Origin of the sequence: Bradyrhizobium ganzhouense (assembly GCF_049949285.1) — a bacterium.
Taxonomy (GTDB): Bacteria; Pseudomonadota; Alphaproteobacteria; order Rhizobiales; family Xanthobacteraceae; genus Bradyrhizobium; species Bradyrhizobium ganzhouense.
This window is the reverse complement of record NZ_CP181318.1, coordinates 1,444,706-1,460,313: the sequence shown is the minus strand read 5'-3', so window position 1 is coordinate 1,460,313 and position 15,608 is coordinate 1,444,706. Positions and strand designations below refer to the sequence as shown.

General features: G+C 64.9%; 15 protein-coding genes. 6 read left to right on the top strand and 9 right to left on the bottom strand.

Annotation, left to right across the window (positions count from 1 at the left end; translation table 11 throughout):
* Positions 1-16 precede the first annotated feature (16 nt).
* From ACLFLU_RS06870 to ACLFLU_RS06845, 6 genes are all read left to right on the top strand, one after another.
* Positions 17-1,135: a class I SAM-dependent methyltransferase gene (locus ACLFLU_RS06870; RefSeq protein ID WP_426411555.1), complete on the top strand. Its 1,119-nt coding sequence runs from the start codon at positions 17-19 to the stop codon at positions 1,133-1,135.
* Positions 1,135-1,902: a peptidoglycan editing factor PgeF gene (gene pgeF / locus ACLFLU_RS06865; protein WP_426411554.1), complete on the top strand. Its 768-nt coding sequence runs from the start codon at positions 1,135-1,137 to the stop codon at positions 1,900-1,902. Before ACLFLU_RS06870 ends, pgeF begins: the two co-directional genes overlap by 1 nt.
* A gap of 120 nt (positions 1,903-2,022) precedes the next feature.
* Positions 2,023-2,640 (top strand): hypothetical protein, encoded by a 618-nt coding sequence (locus tag ACLFLU_RS06860; protein ID WP_426411553.1) that lies wholly within the window; start codon positions 2,023-2,025, stop codon positions 2,638-2,640.
* Between the two features lie 194 nt (positions 2,641-2,834).
* The gene (locus tag ACLFLU_RS06855; protein ID WP_426411552.1) at positions 2,835-3,788 is read left to right on the top strand and encodes a ribose-phosphate pyrophosphokinase; all 954 of its coding nucleotides are present in this window, start codon (positions 2,835-2,837) and stop codon (positions 3,786-3,788) included.
* 205 nt (positions 3,789-3,993) lie between these two features.
* Positions 3,994-5,022 carry a putative zinc-binding metallopeptidase gene (locus ACLFLU_RS06850; protein WP_426411551.1) on the top strand — a complete coding sequence of 343 codons (1,029 nt, stop codon included), beginning with the start codon at positions 3,994-3,996 and terminating at the stop codon, positions 5,020-5,022.
* A complete protein-coding gene (locus ACLFLU_RS06845; RefSeq protein WP_426411550.1) occupies positions 5,019-6,053 on the top strand; it encodes a D-alanine--D-alanine ligase family protein in 1,035 nt (344 codons plus the stop codon). Before ACLFLU_RS06850 ends, ACLFLU_RS06845 begins: the two co-directional genes overlap by 4 nt.
* A gap of 81 nt (positions 6,054-6,134) precedes the next feature.
* Here the strand turns inward: ACLFLU_RS06845 and ACLFLU_RS06840 are convergent, their stop codons facing one another.
* From ACLFLU_RS06840 to ACLFLU_RS06800, 9 genes are all read right to left on the bottom strand, one after another.
* Positions 6,135-6,593 carry an SRPBCC family protein gene (locus ACLFLU_RS06840; RefSeq protein WP_426411549.1) on the bottom strand — a complete coding sequence of 153 codons (459 nt, stop codon included), beginning with the start codon at positions 6,591-6,593 and terminating at the stop codon, positions 6,135-6,137.
* A 10-nt stretch (positions 6,594-6,603) separates the two neighbouring features.
* Complete coding sequence (locus tag ACLFLU_RS06835; protein ID WP_426411548.1) at positions 6,604-7,443, bottom strand: XdhC family protein; 840 nt, start codon at positions 7,441-7,443, stop codon at positions 6,604-6,606.
* 10 nt (positions 7,444-7,453) lie between these two features.
* Entirely contained in the window at positions 7,454-8,662 is a 1,209-nt protein-coding gene (locus ACLFLU_RS06830; protein WP_426411547.1) for a vWA domain-containing protein, read from the bottom strand.
* The gene (locus tag ACLFLU_RS06825; RefSeq protein ID WP_426411546.1) at positions 8,659-9,525 is read right to left on the bottom strand and encodes an AAA family ATPase; all 867 of its coding nucleotides are present in this window, start codon (positions 9,523-9,525) and stop codon (positions 8,659-8,661) included. The genes ACLFLU_RS06830 and ACLFLU_RS06825 overlap by 4 nt, the downstream gene beginning before the upstream one ends.
* A gap of 2 nt (positions 9,526-9,527) precedes the next feature.
* On the bottom strand, positions 9,528-11,948 hold the full coding sequence (locus ACLFLU_RS06820) for an aerobic carbon-monoxide dehydrogenase large subunit (RefSeq protein WP_426411545.1): 2,421 nt from the start codon (positions 11,946-11,948) through the stop codon (positions 9,528-9,530).
* Positions 11,945-12,445, bottom strand: coding sequence for a (2Fe-2S)-binding protein (locus ACLFLU_RS06815; RefSeq protein WP_426411544.1), 501 nt, complete (start codon positions 12,443-12,445; stop codon positions 11,945-11,947). Before ACLFLU_RS06815 ends, ACLFLU_RS06820 begins: the two co-directional genes overlap by 4 nt.
* Positions 12,446-12,457: 12 nt before the next feature.
* Entirely contained in the window at positions 12,458-13,321 is an 864-nt protein-coding gene (locus tag ACLFLU_RS06810) for an FAD binding domain-containing protein (RefSeq protein ID WP_426411543.1), read from the bottom strand.
* Between the two features lie 320 nt (positions 13,322-13,641).
* Entirely contained in the window at positions 13,642-14,844 is a 1,203-nt protein-coding gene (locus ACLFLU_RS06805) for an MHYT domain-containing protein (protein WP_426413915.1), read from the bottom strand.
* Positions 14,845-14,945: 101 nt separating this feature from the next.
* A complete protein-coding gene (locus tag ACLFLU_RS06800) occupies positions 14,946-15,536 on the bottom strand; it encodes a 6,7-dimethyl-8-ribityllumazine synthase (protein ID WP_426411542.1) in 591 nt (196 codons plus the stop codon).
* Positions 15,537-15,608: the final 72 nt, after the last annotated feature.

Sequence of the window (15,608 nt, the reverse complement as noted above, 5' to 3'; positions counted from 1 at the left end):
TTCGAGACAACAGATCGTGACCGAACAGCCATTGCTCAACGAGATCAAGGCGCTGATCAAATCCTCAGGCCCCATGCCGGTCTGGCGGTACATGGAATCGTGCCTGATGCATCCGCGCTACGGATATTACGTCTCGCGCGATCCATTGGGACGCGAAGGCGACTTCACCACCGCGCCCGAGGTCAGCCAAATGTTCGGCGAGCTCCTGGGATTGTGGACCGCCTCGGTCTGGAAGCAGATGGGCTCGCCGCAATTCCTGCGGCTGATCGAGATCGGCCCCGGCCGCGGCACCATGATGGCGGACGCGCTGCGCGCACTGCGTGTGCTGCCGCCGCTCTATCAGGGGCTCAGCATTCATCTGGTCGAGGTCAATCCGGTCCTGCGCGAGCGACAGAGTGCGACATTGTCGGGCGTGCGCAACAACATCGCCTGGCACGACAGCATCGACGACGTGCCCGAGGGACCGAGCATCATCCTCGCCAACGAATATTTCGACGTGCTGCCGATCCACCAGATGGTGAAGCTCGAGAACGGCTGGCACGAGCGAGTGATCGAGATCGACCCCAACGGCAAGCTTCAGTTCGGCGCGGCCGCCGAACCGACGCCACGCTTCGAGGTGCTGCTGCCGCCTTTGGTGCGCGCAGCTCCCGTCGGCGCGGTGTTCGAATGGCGGCCCGATACCGAGATCATGAAGCTCGCCACACGCGTGCGCGACCAGGATGGCGCGGCGCTGATCATCGATTACGGCCATCTGCGCAGCGATGCGGGCGACACCTTTCAGGCCATCGCGCGTCACACCTTCACCGACCCGCTGAAGGCGCCGGGCCAGGCCGACGTCACCGCCCATGTCGATTTCCAGGCACTGGCGCGCGCGGCCGAGGATGTCGGCGCCAGCGTGCACGGGCCGGTAACGCAAGGCGATTTCCTCAAGCGTGTCGGCATCGACACGCGCGCAGCCGCGCTGATGCAGAAGGCGACGCCGGAGGTCGCCACCGACATTTCCGTGGCGCTGAAGCGGCTGACCGACACCGGGCGCAGCGGCATGGGCGCGATGTTCAAGGTGCTCGGCATCTCCGAGCCGCGACTGACGGGCCTTGCCGGTCTCAGCGATCTCGAACAGGCCGGAGGCCATTGATGACCCTCACTTCGTCGCTGCTGTCGGCGGTGCCGGGCCTGCGCCATTCCTTCTTCACGCGTGAAGGCGGTGTCTCCAACGGCATCTATGCCGCGCTGAACGGCGGGCTCGGCTCCAGCGACGACCAGACCCTTGTTGCAGAGAACCGCCGCCGCATGGCCGAGCATGTCGGCGTTGCACCGGAGCGGTTCCTCAGCCTGCATCAGATCCATTCGCCCGACGTCCGCGTCGCCGTTGCGCCCTGGCCAAGTGGCCCGCGGCCGAAGGGGGATGCGCTGGTGACCAGGACGCCGGGCATCGCGCTCGGCGTCTCCACCGCGGATTGCGGACCGGTGCTGTTCGTCGATCCCAACGCGGGTGTGATCGGCGGCGCGCATGCCGGCTGGAAGGGCGCGCTCACGGGCGTGCTCGAAGCCACGATCTCGGCAATGGAGACACTCGGCGCCACCCGTAGCGGCATCATCGCCGCGATCGGCCCCTTGATCCGCCAAGACAGCTACGAGGTCGGCAACGAGTTCGTCGTGCGCTTCATCGAGGCGGATGCGGACAACGCTGTGTTCTTCATCCCGTCGGTGCGCGAGGGCCACGCAATGTTCGACCTCGCCGGCTTCATCCGCAAGCGGCTGGAAGCCGCCGGCATTCTGATGATCGACGATCTCGGGCTCGACACTTACGCCGACGAGCGCTTCTTCAGCTATCGCCGCTCGGTTCATCGCAAGGAGCCGGATTACGGCCGCCACATTCACGCGATCGCGCTGGAAGGGTGAACACACCGGCAACGTCGTTTCATTCCGGGGCGATGCACAGACTTCGCGCCCGCAATGCACCGGATCTGTGTCGCCTCTGCCCTAGACCTTAATCGATTTTAACGATATCGCTGCCCCTCAATGAGGGAAGCGTCATCCATCTTGCGCCGCGCGGGCTCGCGCGGGCTGGCGGTCATGCTGCTGGCAGCAGCGACCGCGCTGGCCGGCTGCGCCGGCGGCAACGCGCCCGCCAATTCCTACGCGATGGCGCCGAGCACCGGATCCGGGGCGACGGTCGCCTTCGAATCCATCGACGGGCCGCCGCCGCAGGTGTTCGACCGCATGGTCGGCGTGCTCGACACCGAATCCAAGCTTCGCAGTCTGTCCGTGGTCTCCCGCGAGGGGACGGCTGCCTACCGCGTGCGCAGCTACCTCTCCGCCCAGGTGGTCCGCGGCAAGACCGTGATCGCCTGGGTCTGGGACGTCTACGATGCCAACCAGCAGCGGGCGCTGCGCCTCTCCGGCGAGGAACCGACGGCAGCCAAGGCCGGCCGTGACCCCTGGCAGGCCGCCGACGACCTCGTGCTGCGGAAGATCGCCCAGGCCGGATTCAGCGGACTTTCCAATATGATCAACGGAGCGCCGGCGGATGCGCCGGGTTCGGTTCCCGGTCTGCGCGGCCCCGCCGTGGCAAGCATGACGCCGGAGGCTCCGGCGCCGGAGATGCCGGCCTCGGCGCTCGGCTATGCCCGGCAATAACCCCCGCTAAACCACGGGCCCAAGTACCAGCCAAGCCGTTGGCCCGACTCAGGATTTTCAGAGGGAAAACGTAGCATCCCGGGTTGCCATTGCGGGCTTCGGCCTGATATTTCCTCGCCCGTCATAACCGTGCTGCCAGTGGGTATTCTCTGATGTTGAACGTCGTATCCAGCAAAGCGCGGGAGGAAGCGTCCATGTCGGCCAAGAACGGCTCCATCAAGCTTGTCGCCGGCAACTCCAATCCGGCCCTCGCGCAGGCGATCGCGCAGGGCCTCGATGTGCCGCTGACCAAAGCGGTGGTACGGCGTTTCGCCGACATGGAGATCTTCGTCGAGGTCCAGGAGAACATCCGCGGCTCGGATGCCTTCATCATCCAGTCGACCTCATTTCCGGCGAACGACAATCTGATGGAGCTGCTGATCATCACCGACGCGCTGCGCCGCTCTTCGGCGCGCCGCATCACCGCAGTGATCCCCTATTTCGGCTACGCCAGGCAGGACCGCCGCTCCGGCTCGCGCACACCCATCTCGGCCAAGCTGGTCGCCAATCTGATCACCCATGCCGGCGTCGACCGGGTCATGACGCTCGACCTGCATGCCGGCCAGATCCAGGGCTTCTTCGATATCCCGACCGACAATTTGTTCGCTGCCCCAGTGATGGTGCGCGACATTCGCGAACGTTTCGACCTCGGCAAGGTGATGGTGGTTTCGCCCGACGTCGGCGGCGTGGCCCGCGCGCGCGGCCTCGCCAAGCGCATCAACACCCCGCTCGCGATCGTCGACAAACGCCGCGAACGTCCGGGTGAATCCGAGGTCATGAACGTGATCGGCGACGTCTCCGGCTACAGCTGTATCCTGGTCGACGACATCGTGGACTCCGGCGGCACGCTGGTGAACGCGGCCGATGCGCTGATCGCCAAGGGCGCCAAGGATGTCTACGCCTACATCACCCACGGCGTGCTCTCCGGCGGCGCCGCGGCCCGCATCGCCGGCTCGAAGCTGAAAGAGCTCGTCATCACCGACTCGATCCTGCCGACGGAAGCGGTGACCAAGGCACCGAACATCCGCACGCTGCCGATCGCGAGCCTGATCTCGAACGCGATCGCGCGCACCGCGGCGGAAGAGTCGGTCTCGAGCCTGTTCGACTAAGTTAGGTTCACGGTGTCGCAGGGTGGGCAAAGGCGCAGCGCGCCGTGCCCACCTTTTCCTTTTGGTAGGCACGCTTCCGCTTTGCCCACCTTACGGCATCGAATCCTGACGCACCGCAACACGCCTTACAGCCCCACGGGTTGTTGCCAACCGCTGCCCATGACATCATCCGGATTCCGAGTCATCTCTGCCCTCTGGATACCTGATGCCCCGCCGGAAATTCGCCTGGGAGAAGCTGTCGGATGACGAGCTGCTCAAGCAGCGCCTCTCGAGCCTGAGGGTTACGGTCGAAGGCACCTGGCTCGAAGACTGCGTTGGCACACTTCACGAAGAGCTCGAAGAGCGCGGCATCCGGCTGCGGCCGCACACGTGGATCTCGAGCGAATGGTTCAGTCCGGGAGATGTCCCCGGCATCGCCATCCCCTTCTATCTCGCCCATCCCCGCCTGATGAAGCTCGAGAAGAAGATGATGTTCGACGTCGAGGGCGGAACCTGGCGCGAGTGCATGGCCATCCTCCGTCACGAGGCCGGCCACGCGCTGCAGCACGGTTACCAACTGCAGCGCCGGCGGCGCTGGCAGCAGCTGTTCGGTCCATCGTCAAAGCACTATCCGCGCTACTACCGGCCCAACCCGGCAAGCCGGCGCTACGTCCAGCATCTGCGTCTCTGGTACGCGCAGAGCCACCCGGACGAGGACTTTGCTGAAACCTTCGCGGTGTGGCTGAGGCCGCGCTCGAACTGGCGGACGCGATATGCCGGCTGGCCGGCGCTGAAGAAGCTCGAATATGTCGACGAGCTGATGGGCGAGATTGCGGGAAAGCGGCCGCTGATCACGACGCGCGAGCGTGTCGATCCATTGAGCAAGCTCAGCCAGACGCTCGAAGACCACTACGCAAAGAAGCAGGCTTTCTACGCCTTCACGCCACCGAAGACTTACGACCGCGACCTCTCCCGGCTGTTTTCCGCCGATCCCCGGCATCATCGGTCCAAACCGGCTTCGAGCCTGATCAGGCGACATCGTGCCCAGATCAGACAGTTGGTCGCGCGATGGACCGGCGAGAACCAGCTTACGCTCGACGCCGTGCTTGACGACATGATCTCCCGCTGCCGCGAGCTCGATCTGCGCGCGGTGGGCCCTGAACAGAAGCTCGTTCTCGATTTCACAGTCCTCGTGACCGCCAAGACGATGCACGCGCTGTTTGGCCCGTCTCGGCGCAAATGGATCGCGCTATGAGACGATTCCGTATTCTCGTGCTGATGCATCCGGACTTCCTGCCTCCGGATTCGACCGACGGATACACCCCGCAGGAGATCAACACCTGGAAAACGGAATACGACGTCGTGAGCACTTTGCGCGCGGCTGGCCATGAGGTCCGCGCACTCGGCGCGCAGGAGGAAATCAGGCCCATCCGCGAAGCGATCGAGGGGTTCAAGCCGCACGTGGTTTTCACGCTGCTGGAGGAATTCCACAACAACGTCGCCTACGACCAGCACATCGCCAGCTATCTCGAACTGATGAAGGTCCCCTATACCGGGTGCAATCCGCGCGGCCTGATCCTGGCGCGCGGCAAGGATCTGTCGAAGACGCTGGTGCATCACCGCCGGATTGCGGCGCCGGCCTTCGCCGTCTTTCCGATGCGCCGCAAGGTGAAACGCCCGACGCGCCTTGCGCTGCCGCTGATCGTCAAGAGCCTGAACATGGATGGATCCTTCGGCATCTCGCAGGCATCGATCGTCGATACGGACGAGAAGCTGGCCGAACGGGTCGCCTTCATCCACGAACGAGTCGAATCCGCCGCCATCGCCGAGCAGTTCATCGAGGGGCGGGAGCTGTATGTCGGCGTGCTCGGCAACAACCGGCTGCGCGTCCTGCCGGTCTGGGAATTGAAATTCGGCAGCATGGGCGGCCGCAGCTCACGTCACATCGCGACCGAAAAGGCCAAGCACGACACCGACTATCAGGAGAAGGTCGGCATCGTCGACGGGCCGGCGAAAGATCTCGCCCCCGAAGTCACCGCGCGCATCCAGCGTGCCGCGAAACGCATCTACCGGGCGCTTGGCCTCGACGGCTACGCGCGCATCGATTTCCGTCTCGCCGCGGACGGCACGCCGTATTTTATCGAAGCCAACCCAAATCCGGAAATCGCCAAGAGCCAGGAGTTCGCCACGGCGGCTCAACATGACGGGCTCAAATACAGGGAGCTCCTGCATCGCATCCTGACCCTGGGGATCAGCCGCGCCAAAGCGGGTGTGTCGCTGGGTTGAAGGCGAACGTTGCATCGATCGTAGGGTGGATTAGCCCTGCGACTGCGCGAAGCACAGACCGCAGGGCGTACCTACGGTCTGTCAGTTTGCTTCGGCCTTCGCGCTCACGACCTCGGCAAACGACTTGAAGAACTCGCCGGCAAGCTTCGTCGCGGTCGAGTTGATCAGCCGCGCACCCAACTGCGCGAGCTTGCCGCCGATCTGCGCGTCGACATCGTAGTGCAGCACCGTGATGTCGGCGCTCTCGGATTCAAGTCGCACCAGTGCGCCGCCTTTGGCGAAACCGGCAACGCCTCCAGAACCCTCGCCCGAGATGCGGTAGGAGTTCGGCGGATCGAAATCGGACAGGGTCACCTTGCCGCTGAATGTCGCTTTCACCGGGCCAACCTTGAAGACCACCGTAGCGGTCATCTCGTTCGGCGCGGTCACATCGAGCGACTGACAGCCGGGAATGCATTGCTTCAGCACAGCGGGATCGTTCAGCGCTGCCCACACTTGCTCGCGCGACGCGGGGATACGCTGGCTGTCGTTCATCTGCATGATCGATGTCTCACTCTCTGTTGGCTGTTTGACCCGCGGCGCGCTGGCCGCGCCTACGTTCGACGGTGATCTCGGCGAGGATCGACATTGCGATCTCCTCCGGCGTGATGGCGCCGAGATCGAGTCCGGCCGGCGCCTTGAAATCGTCGATCGCCGCAGCGCTGGCGCCTTCCGCAAGGAGCTTTGCGCGGAGCGAGGCCATCTTGCGGCGGCTACCGACGAAGGCGTGATAACAGGCTTTCGTCGCGACCGCCGCGCGCAAGGCGGCCTCGTCGCCCTTGCCTTGCGTCGAGACCACGACGAAGCGTTTGGCGTCGTTGAACTCGCCGAACCGGTAGCCGTCGATGATCGTATCGGCGTCCGGCTGCGCCGTGAGATCGGTGGCGGGTGCCGCGAGTGTGACGTGATAGCCGAGCACGCGTGCCTGCGCCGCGAGTGACAGCGCCACCGGGCTCGCACCCAGAATGACCAGCGAGGGATGCGGCAGCACCGGCTCCACAAAGATGTCCATTGTCCCCTTGCTCGGGCACATGTTGCTGGCAAAGCGGATGCCGTCGCGGCTCTCGCCCGCGCTGACGCCGAGTTCGGCCAGCAGATTTTCCGGCTGCACCGACACCATGCGCGGCTCGCCGTCGGCCAAAGCCTCACGCGCCGCCTTCAGCACCGCACCTTTGGCGCAACCGCCCCCGATCCAACCCGCAACGATTGTGCCGTCGGCCGCGATGATCGCTTTCGCCCCAGCCTTTGCGGCGGTCACCGACACCGTGCGTACGACCGTCGCGAGCACGAAGGCGCGCTCGGCGGCCTTCATCTGCGCTACGAGATCCAGCACTTCGACGTGAGCGGTCATCGGCGTATCCTCAGAGCTTCGCCAGATAGGGTTCGAGCGCACGCAGGCTTTGCAACGAATTCGCCGGCGCATAGAGGTCGACATGCGGCAGCGCCGCCTTGATGCCCCGCGCCTGCGGCGTATAGCCCTCCCAGGCCATCATCGGGTTGAGCCAGACGATGCGGCGGCAGCGGCGATGCAGCGCCGCCATTTCGCGGCCGAGCAATGCGGCATCGCCGGTCTCGTAGCCGTCGGAGACGATCATCACGCAGCTGCGCGAATGGATCACGCGCGAAGCGTGCCAGCGGTTAAAGGTCTGCAGGCTCTCGCCGATCTTGGTGCCGCCGCCTGCGCCCTGCGCCATGATCGAGAGCCGGTCGAGGGCACGACCGGCATCCTTTTCCTTCATCGCATCGGAGACATAGGCCAGCCGAGTATGGAACAGGAACGCCTCCGCCTCGCGAAACTGGTCGAGCACGCCGTGGATGAAGCGCAGGAACACGGAGGTGTACATGCTCATCGAGCCGGAAGCATCGAGCAGCACGATCAGCCGCAACGGCTTGTCCTTGCGCTGTCGTTTCACCAGGCTGATCGGCACGCCGCCATGGCTGATGTTGCGATGAATGGTGCGGCGGAGATCGAGACGGTAGCCGCGCCGGCGCGCCAGATCACGCCGGGTCAGCCGCGTACGCATCGCTTTGGCGAGCTGTGCCGCGGCTTCATGGGCCTGCGCGATCTGATCGGGGTCGCTGAGCTTTCTGAAATCGACCTCTGCGAGATTATCAGCGCGCGAAGCGCCCTCCATCCGGCCCTCGCCGGAGCGGCCGTCCGGTGCGTCATCGAGTGACGGAAGCTGGTCGGTGACGGATTGGCTGCCGCCCTGCTCTGCGGCCGTGTCCTGCAAGCTCTTCAGCGACGGATTGCCGGCGCCGGGCGCCGAGCCAATCGTACGAGAGCGCGAGCGCACGCGCTTGCCCAGCCAGAACGCTTCGAACAGCCCGTCGAACTTGTCCCAGTCGGATTTGCGCGCCGAGAACAGATGCTTGAACGCCGCGCGCAGCAGGCCCGGTCGCGCCGCATAGCCTGCGGACATCAGCGTCGCGGCATCCTGACCTTCGGCAAGCCCGACGCGGAAGCCGGCATCACGGAGGGTACGCAGGAAAGCGGCAAGCTTCGCGGAGACGAGGCGGGAGACCTCGTTGAGGTCGTCGTAACCAGGGCTGGAACCGCAGCAGCTCATGCGACTTTCCCCAGCAGGCGCTGCGTCACCTCGGGCGTGACACGGGCGCGGTCCTCGTGGGTCTTCAGCAGGCAGACCATCGTCTCATGCACGGTCTCGGGCGCGTCGTGGAGATCGCGCACGTCGAGACCGACCAGCGCCGCCGCCCAGTCCAGCGTCTCCGCGACGCCAGGGACTTTGCGCAGCTCCTCCTTGCGCACGCTTTCGACCATGCGCGCGATCTGGAGCGACAGCGACGGGCTGGCACCCGCGACGCGCGCCAGGATGATCCGGGTCTCGCGGTCGACGTCGGGGTAATCGACGTAATGATAGAGGCAGCGCCGGCGCAACGCATCGGAGAGCTCGCGCGTGCCGTTCGAGGTCAGCACGACGTGCGGGATGGTGACGGCGGAAATCGTGCCGAGCTCGGGGATCGAGACCTGGAAGTCGGACAGCAGCTCCAGCAGGAACGCCTCGAACTCGTCGTCGGCGCGGTCGATCTCGTCGATCAGCAGCACCGGCGCTTTTGAGCGGCGGATCGCCGCAAGCAGGGGACGCTCCAGCAGATATTTTTCCGAAAACACCTGGTCCTCGATGCTGTCGGTGCCGCGATGGGCCTGGATCGCCAGCAACTGACGCTGGTAGTTCCACTCGTAAAGCGCGGAGGACTGGTCGAGCCCCTCGTAGCATTGCAGCCGGATCAGCTCGGTCGCATGCACTTTGGCGAGCGCCTTCGCGACTTCGGTCTTGCCGACGCCCGCTTCGCCTTCGAGCAACAGCGGACGCCGCAGCAATTGCATCAGCGAGATCGCGGTCGCGAGATCCGCATCGGCGATGTAGTCCGATGCAGCCAAGGCTTGCGCGATCTCGTCACGGCCTTTCATAGCTATGCCACCGCCCCCAGATCCTTCGCCGCCTTCCAATTGCGCCAGAAGTCGTGCGGCATCTGGATGTGCGTGCTCCCCAGGAACGAGAACGCATCGTTGACGGCATTGGAGAAGGCCGGCACGCCGCCGACATTCGGGCTCTCGCCGACGCCCTTGGCGCCGATCGGGTGATGCGGCGACGGGGTGACGGTGAAGTCGGTCTCCCAATGCGGCGTCTCGACCGCGGTCGGCATGAAGAAGTCCATGAACGAGCCGGTGACGACATTGCCGACCTCGTCGTAGCGGATCTCCTGGCCCATCGCGATCGCAAAAGCCTCGGTCAGGCCGCCATGCACCTGGCCCTCGATGATCATCGGATTGATGCGGGTGCCGCAATCGTCGAGCGCATAGAAGCGCCGCACCTTGTACACGCCGGTATCGACGTCGATGTCCATCACGCAGAGATAGGCGCCGAACGGATAGGTCATGTTGGGCGGATCGTAATAGCTCACCGCTTCCAGCCCCGGCTCCATCCCCGGCGGCACCGAGTTGTAGGCTGCCCAGCAGATATCCTTCATCGACATGAATTTCTCCGGCAGGCCCTTCACCCGGAAACCGTCGATGTCCCATTCGAGGTCGTCCTCGTGGACCTCGAGCTTGTAGGCCGCGATCATCTGCGCCTTGGCCTTGATCTTTCGCGCAGCCATGGCGATCGCCGCGCCCGCCACCGGCGTCGAGCGAGAGCCGTAGGTGCCGAGCCCGTAAGGCGCGGTATCGGTGTTGCCCTCTTCCACCATGATGTTGTCGGCGGGAATGCCGATCTCGGTCGCAATGATCTGGGCCCAGGTGGTCTCGTGGCCCTGGCCCTGGCTCTTGGTGCCCATGCGCGCGATGCCCGCCCCGGTCGGATGCATGCGGATCTCGCAGGAATCGAACATTGCAATGCCGAGGATGTCGCAGTTCTTCGACGGGCCGGCACCGACGATCTCGGTGAAGAAGGAGATGCCGAGGCCCATGATCTCCCGGGTCTCGCCGCGGGCAAACGCGGCCCGCTTCTCCGCCTGCTCCTTCCGGAGCGCGGCGTAGCCGGTGGTCTCCATCATCTTGCGCATGGCGGTGTGGTAGTCGCCGGAATCGTATTCCCAGCCCAGCGCCGAGTGATACGGGAACTGCTCCGGCTTGATGAAGTTCTTCAGCCGCAGCTCGGCCGGATCCATATTGAGTTTTTGCGCCAGGATATCCATGGCGCGCTCGATGCAATAGGCGGCCTCCGTGACGCGGAACGAGCAACGGTAGGCGACACCGCCCGGCGCCTTGTTGGTGTAGACGCCGTCGACCGCAAGATGTGCGGTCGGGAAGTCATAGGAGCCGGTGACGATGTTGAAGAAGCCGGCCGGCCATTTCGACGGGTCGGCGCAAGCGTCGAACGCGCCGTGATCGGCGAGCACGTGCACGCGAAGACCCGTGACCTTGCCCTCTTTCGTTGCGGCGATCTCTGTCGTCATGTGATAGTCGCGCGCAAATGATGTCGCGGTCAGGTTCTCGATGCGGTCCTCGACCCATTTCACCGGCTTGCCGGTGACGATGGAGGCCACCGCTGCACAGATATAGCCGGGATACGCGCCAACCTTGTTGCCAAAACCGCCGCCGATGTCGGGGGCGATCACGTGGATCTTCTGCTCCGGCAGCTTTGCGATCAGCGCCACCACGGTGCGGATCACGTGCGGGGCCTGGAACGTGCCGTAGATCGTCAGCTCACCCTTGATCTTGTCGAAGGAGCAGACGCACTGGCAGGTTTCCAGCGGCGACGGATGGGTGCGGTGATAGGAGATCATCTCCTTTATCTTGACCTCGGCCTTGTTGAAGGCCGCGTCGGTCAGCTCCTTGTCGCCGACGGTCCACTCGAAGATGTGGTTGTCGTGCTTGCGCGGACCATGCGCACCGGACATCTTGCCGACGAGGTCCTCGCGCAATATCGGCGCGTCCTTGTCCATCGACTTGAAGGGATCGACCAAAGGCGGCAGCGGCTCGTATTCGACGATCACCGCGTTGATGCCGTCATCGGCCGCATAACGGTCGGTGGCGACGACGAAGGCAACCTCCTGGTTCTGGAACAGCACCTTGCCGTCGGCCAGCACCATCTGCACATCGCCGGCCAAGGTCGGCATCCAGGCGAGGTTGACGGTCTTCAGCGTCTCGGCAGTGATGACCGCGAGCACGCCCGGTACCTTCAGCGCCGCGCTGTCGTCGATCTTCTTGACGCGCGCATGCGGATGCGGCGAGCGGACGAAGTCGCCATGCAGCATGCCCGGCAGCTTGACGTCGTCGACGTAATTGCCCTTGCCTTGCGTGAAGCGGATGTCCTCGACGCGCTTGCGCTTGCAGCCCATGCCTTCGAGTGCGGCGGTGCGTTGTTCCCGCGTGGGAGTGAGGTCGTTCATTCTGCGGCCTCCTGGAATTCGACGCCGTTGATCTTGGCGCTGGCGTATTGAATGGCTTTGACGATGTTCTGGTAGCCGGTGCAGCGGCAGATGTTGCCGGAGATCCCCATGCGGATTTCCGGCTCGCTCGGCGAGGGATTCTCTTTCAGCAGCCGATGCGCGCGGACAATCATGCCGGGCGTGCAGAAGCCGCATTGCAGGCCGTGCATCATGCGGAAACCTTCCTGCAGCGCAGACAACGTGCCGTCGGCATTGGCCATGCCTTCGACCGTGGTGATGTCGCTCCCCTGCGCCTGCACCGCGAACATCGTGCAGGATTTCACCGACATGCCGTCGATATCGACGGTGCAGGCGCCGCAATGCGTGGTCTCGCAGCCGATATGAGTGCCGGTCATCTGCAGGTTCTCGCGGATGAAGTGCACCAGCAGCGTACGCGGCTCGACGAGGCCTTCGACCTCTGCGCCGTTCACCTTCATGGTGACGTGTGTTTTGGCCATTGGTCTCCTCCCTTACTTCGCTCGGCTAGCTGCGCGCTGAAGCGCGCGCGTCACCATGATGCCGCCGACATGTTTGCGGTATTCGACCGGGCCGCGCGCATCCGCCGCCGGCGCCATGATCGCCTCGGCCGCAGCGGCCGCCGTCTTCAGCGTGGCGGCATCGAGGCTCGTTCCAATCACGGCCTTGGCCGCGTCAGCGGCGAGCAGCGGCGTCTCGTGGACATTGGTGAGGCCAATCGAGCAGGTTGCGACCTTGCCGCCGGACATGGTGAGCACGACAGCGGCTGCCGCGGTGGCGTAGTCGCCAACCTTGCGCTTGAGCTTTTCGTAGGCGTAGCCGTGGCCGGCTGCGGGTACGGGCACCGAGACCGAGGTGAGGATCTCGCCGGGCTCGAGCGCGGTGAAATAGGCGCCCTGGTAGAAGTCCGCGGCCGGAACGTCGCGGGCGCCGCCGGCGCCTTCGAGGCGATAGGTCGCGCCCAGCGTCATCATCAGCGCCGGCATGTCGTTGCCGGGATCACCATTAGCGACATTGCCGCCGATCGTGCCGCGGTACCGCACCTGCGGGTCAGCGATCAGCAGCGCCGCCTCATGCAGGATCGGCATCGACTTCGCGACCTCGTCGGAGGCCAGCAGCTCATGCTGGGTGGTCATCGCGCCGATGACGAGATTGTTGCCGGCGCGGCTTATGCCCTTCAGGGCGGCGATGCCGTGGAGATCGACCAGATGGGCGGGGGTGGCAAGCCGAAGCTTCATCATCGGCACCAGACTGTGCCCGCCGGCCAGTGGCCGCGCATCCTCACCGAGGTCGGATAGAAGTTTGACGGCGTCGGCGACACTCGCCGGCCGGTGATAGCTGAATGAGCCTGGGATCATCATCTCCTCCTCGTCGTCCTTTGCGCGTGACGGCGCGGACGTTGGAGGGGACGGTCACTCCCGGCGGGGCGGGCCGCAATCATTCGGGCACGGAACAGCGGATTTCGCACGAGTTGCGGCAGGGAACGCACGAATTGCGTCAGCTTTGGCAACGTATGGCGCGGCTCTTGACCTCTCCCCGCCTGCGGGGAGAGGTCGGATCGCCCTTGCGATCCGGGTGAGGGGGTACAGGTCTCACGGATATCTCGCGTGTGGAGAGAGGCCCCTCACCCCACCCTCTCCCCGCAAGAGCGGGGCGAGGGAGTGAGAGAGCGGAGTTCCTACGCCTGCCGCCGGTTCACCAGCCCGAGCCGCGCCTTCAGCTCGGCGATCTTGGCACGGCTCACCGGCACCCGGTGCGGCGACGGGCCGTCGAGCTCGAGCACGGCGCCGTCGCCCTCTTTGCGGACCAGCGCGACATGGGGAATCGCGACGATATGACTGCGGTGCACTCGCAGAAACAGCGAGGGATCGAGTTGGGCTTCAGCCTCGGAGATCGACCAGGGGCACATCCGCTCCCGCGTACCGTCATGGACGCGGGTGTAATGCGCATCAGCCCGGACGCTGCGGACATTGGCCGTCTCGATGAAATGCGTCCCGTCTGCGCTTTCGACCGGCAACCGGGGAACCGGCGCACGCGGCGGCTGGCCGAGGCCGCCGAGCGGCGCCATCGGCCGCGGAGGCGCGGCGGGTACGGCAACCGGTTCGACCATGGCTGGTGCGACCGGCGGAGCAACTGGATCGGCGGCGACGGTGGCCGAAGCTTGCCGGCGTTGATCTGGCACGAGCGACAGAAGGAAGCCGGCCGCAATGACAAAGCACAGCACCGCGACGATGATCGACAAAACTTGCTGCGACGCGGCAAGACCGCCGCCGGCATGTTGATGCGCCGCGCCTGTCAGCGGCTCGAAATGCATGCCCAGCATCGCGGTGTAATGCATGCCGGAAACGGCAATGCCGAAAGCAATCGAGCTGACGATCAGCCGAACGCCTTCCTGCTGCGCCAGGAAGGCGCGCAAGCCGCCATAGGCCGTGACGATTGCAACGACGACCGACAGCAGCACCATGATCGGGTCGTGCACGATGCCGAACGGACCGGCCAGTCCATGGATTCCGACATAATGCATGCTCGCAATCCCGACGCCGAGCAGCACTGCCGACGACGCCACGCGCTTCAAGCTCGGCTCGCCGACCGAGACAAAGAAGAGAGAGATGCCAACCACCAGCGCGCAGATCAGGAACGAGATGATGGTGGGAAGCACCAGATAGACTGTGTCGGGTGGCAGCGGCGCGGCCAGCATGCCGACGAAATGCATGGTCCAGATGCCTACGGCCAGAAACGCGGCCGCCCCCGCGAGCAGGACGCGGCTACTGACGCCGGGCGTGTTGCGGATGCGAGCCGCAAGCGCAAAGCCGGTATAGCCGCCCAGACTCGCGATCGCCACGGAGAGCGCGACGAGATAGGGATCGTGTCCTTCGAACATGATCTTGTCGGCCGCCCGTCTCCACGGCACGGCCTCCTCCCGCCGCCGACTTTATAGGGACGGCGGCGGGATTGACAATCAGCGGCGTGTGAAGGGAGCGCTCACACGATCCCCGCCGCGACCTGGCCGCGCAGGCGCTCCAGGCCGAGCAGCGTCTCCGCACAGGCTGCCGCGACCTCGACGCCCTTGATCGCAAAGTGCCTGCGGAAGAAATCGTAGTGCACTTCGGTCTCGTGGAATTGCTGCGGCGTCAGCACGGCGGAGAACACCGGCACCTCGGTGCGCAGCTGCACGTCCATCAGCGCCTTGATCACGGTGTCGGCGACGAACTCGTGGCGATAGATGCCACCGTCAACGACAAGGCCGGCCGCGACGATCGCGGTGTAACGCCGCGTCTTGGCGAGGACCTGCGCATGTAGCGGGATCTCGAACGAGCCCGGCACCTCGAACACGTCGACATGGGTGAGGTGGCGCGCTTCGGCTTCCTTGATGAAGGCGATGCGGGCTTCCTCGACGACGTCGCGGTGCCAGCAGGCCTGCACGAACGCCACCCGCTGCGGCTTTGCAAAGCGCGGGTGCTCGGTCGCCGGCGGATCCACTGGAACCGGCGGCTGGGTTGTCTGAGACGTTTCGGTTTGGGAAGTTTGGACTTGGGAAGTTTCGGCTTGGGGATCTTGCAACATCTGATTCATGGCTTTCCTCAGTTAAGGACCAGAATCAGGGCACACGGAACGACAAACAGCCGCACCTTCCGATGCGTCTGC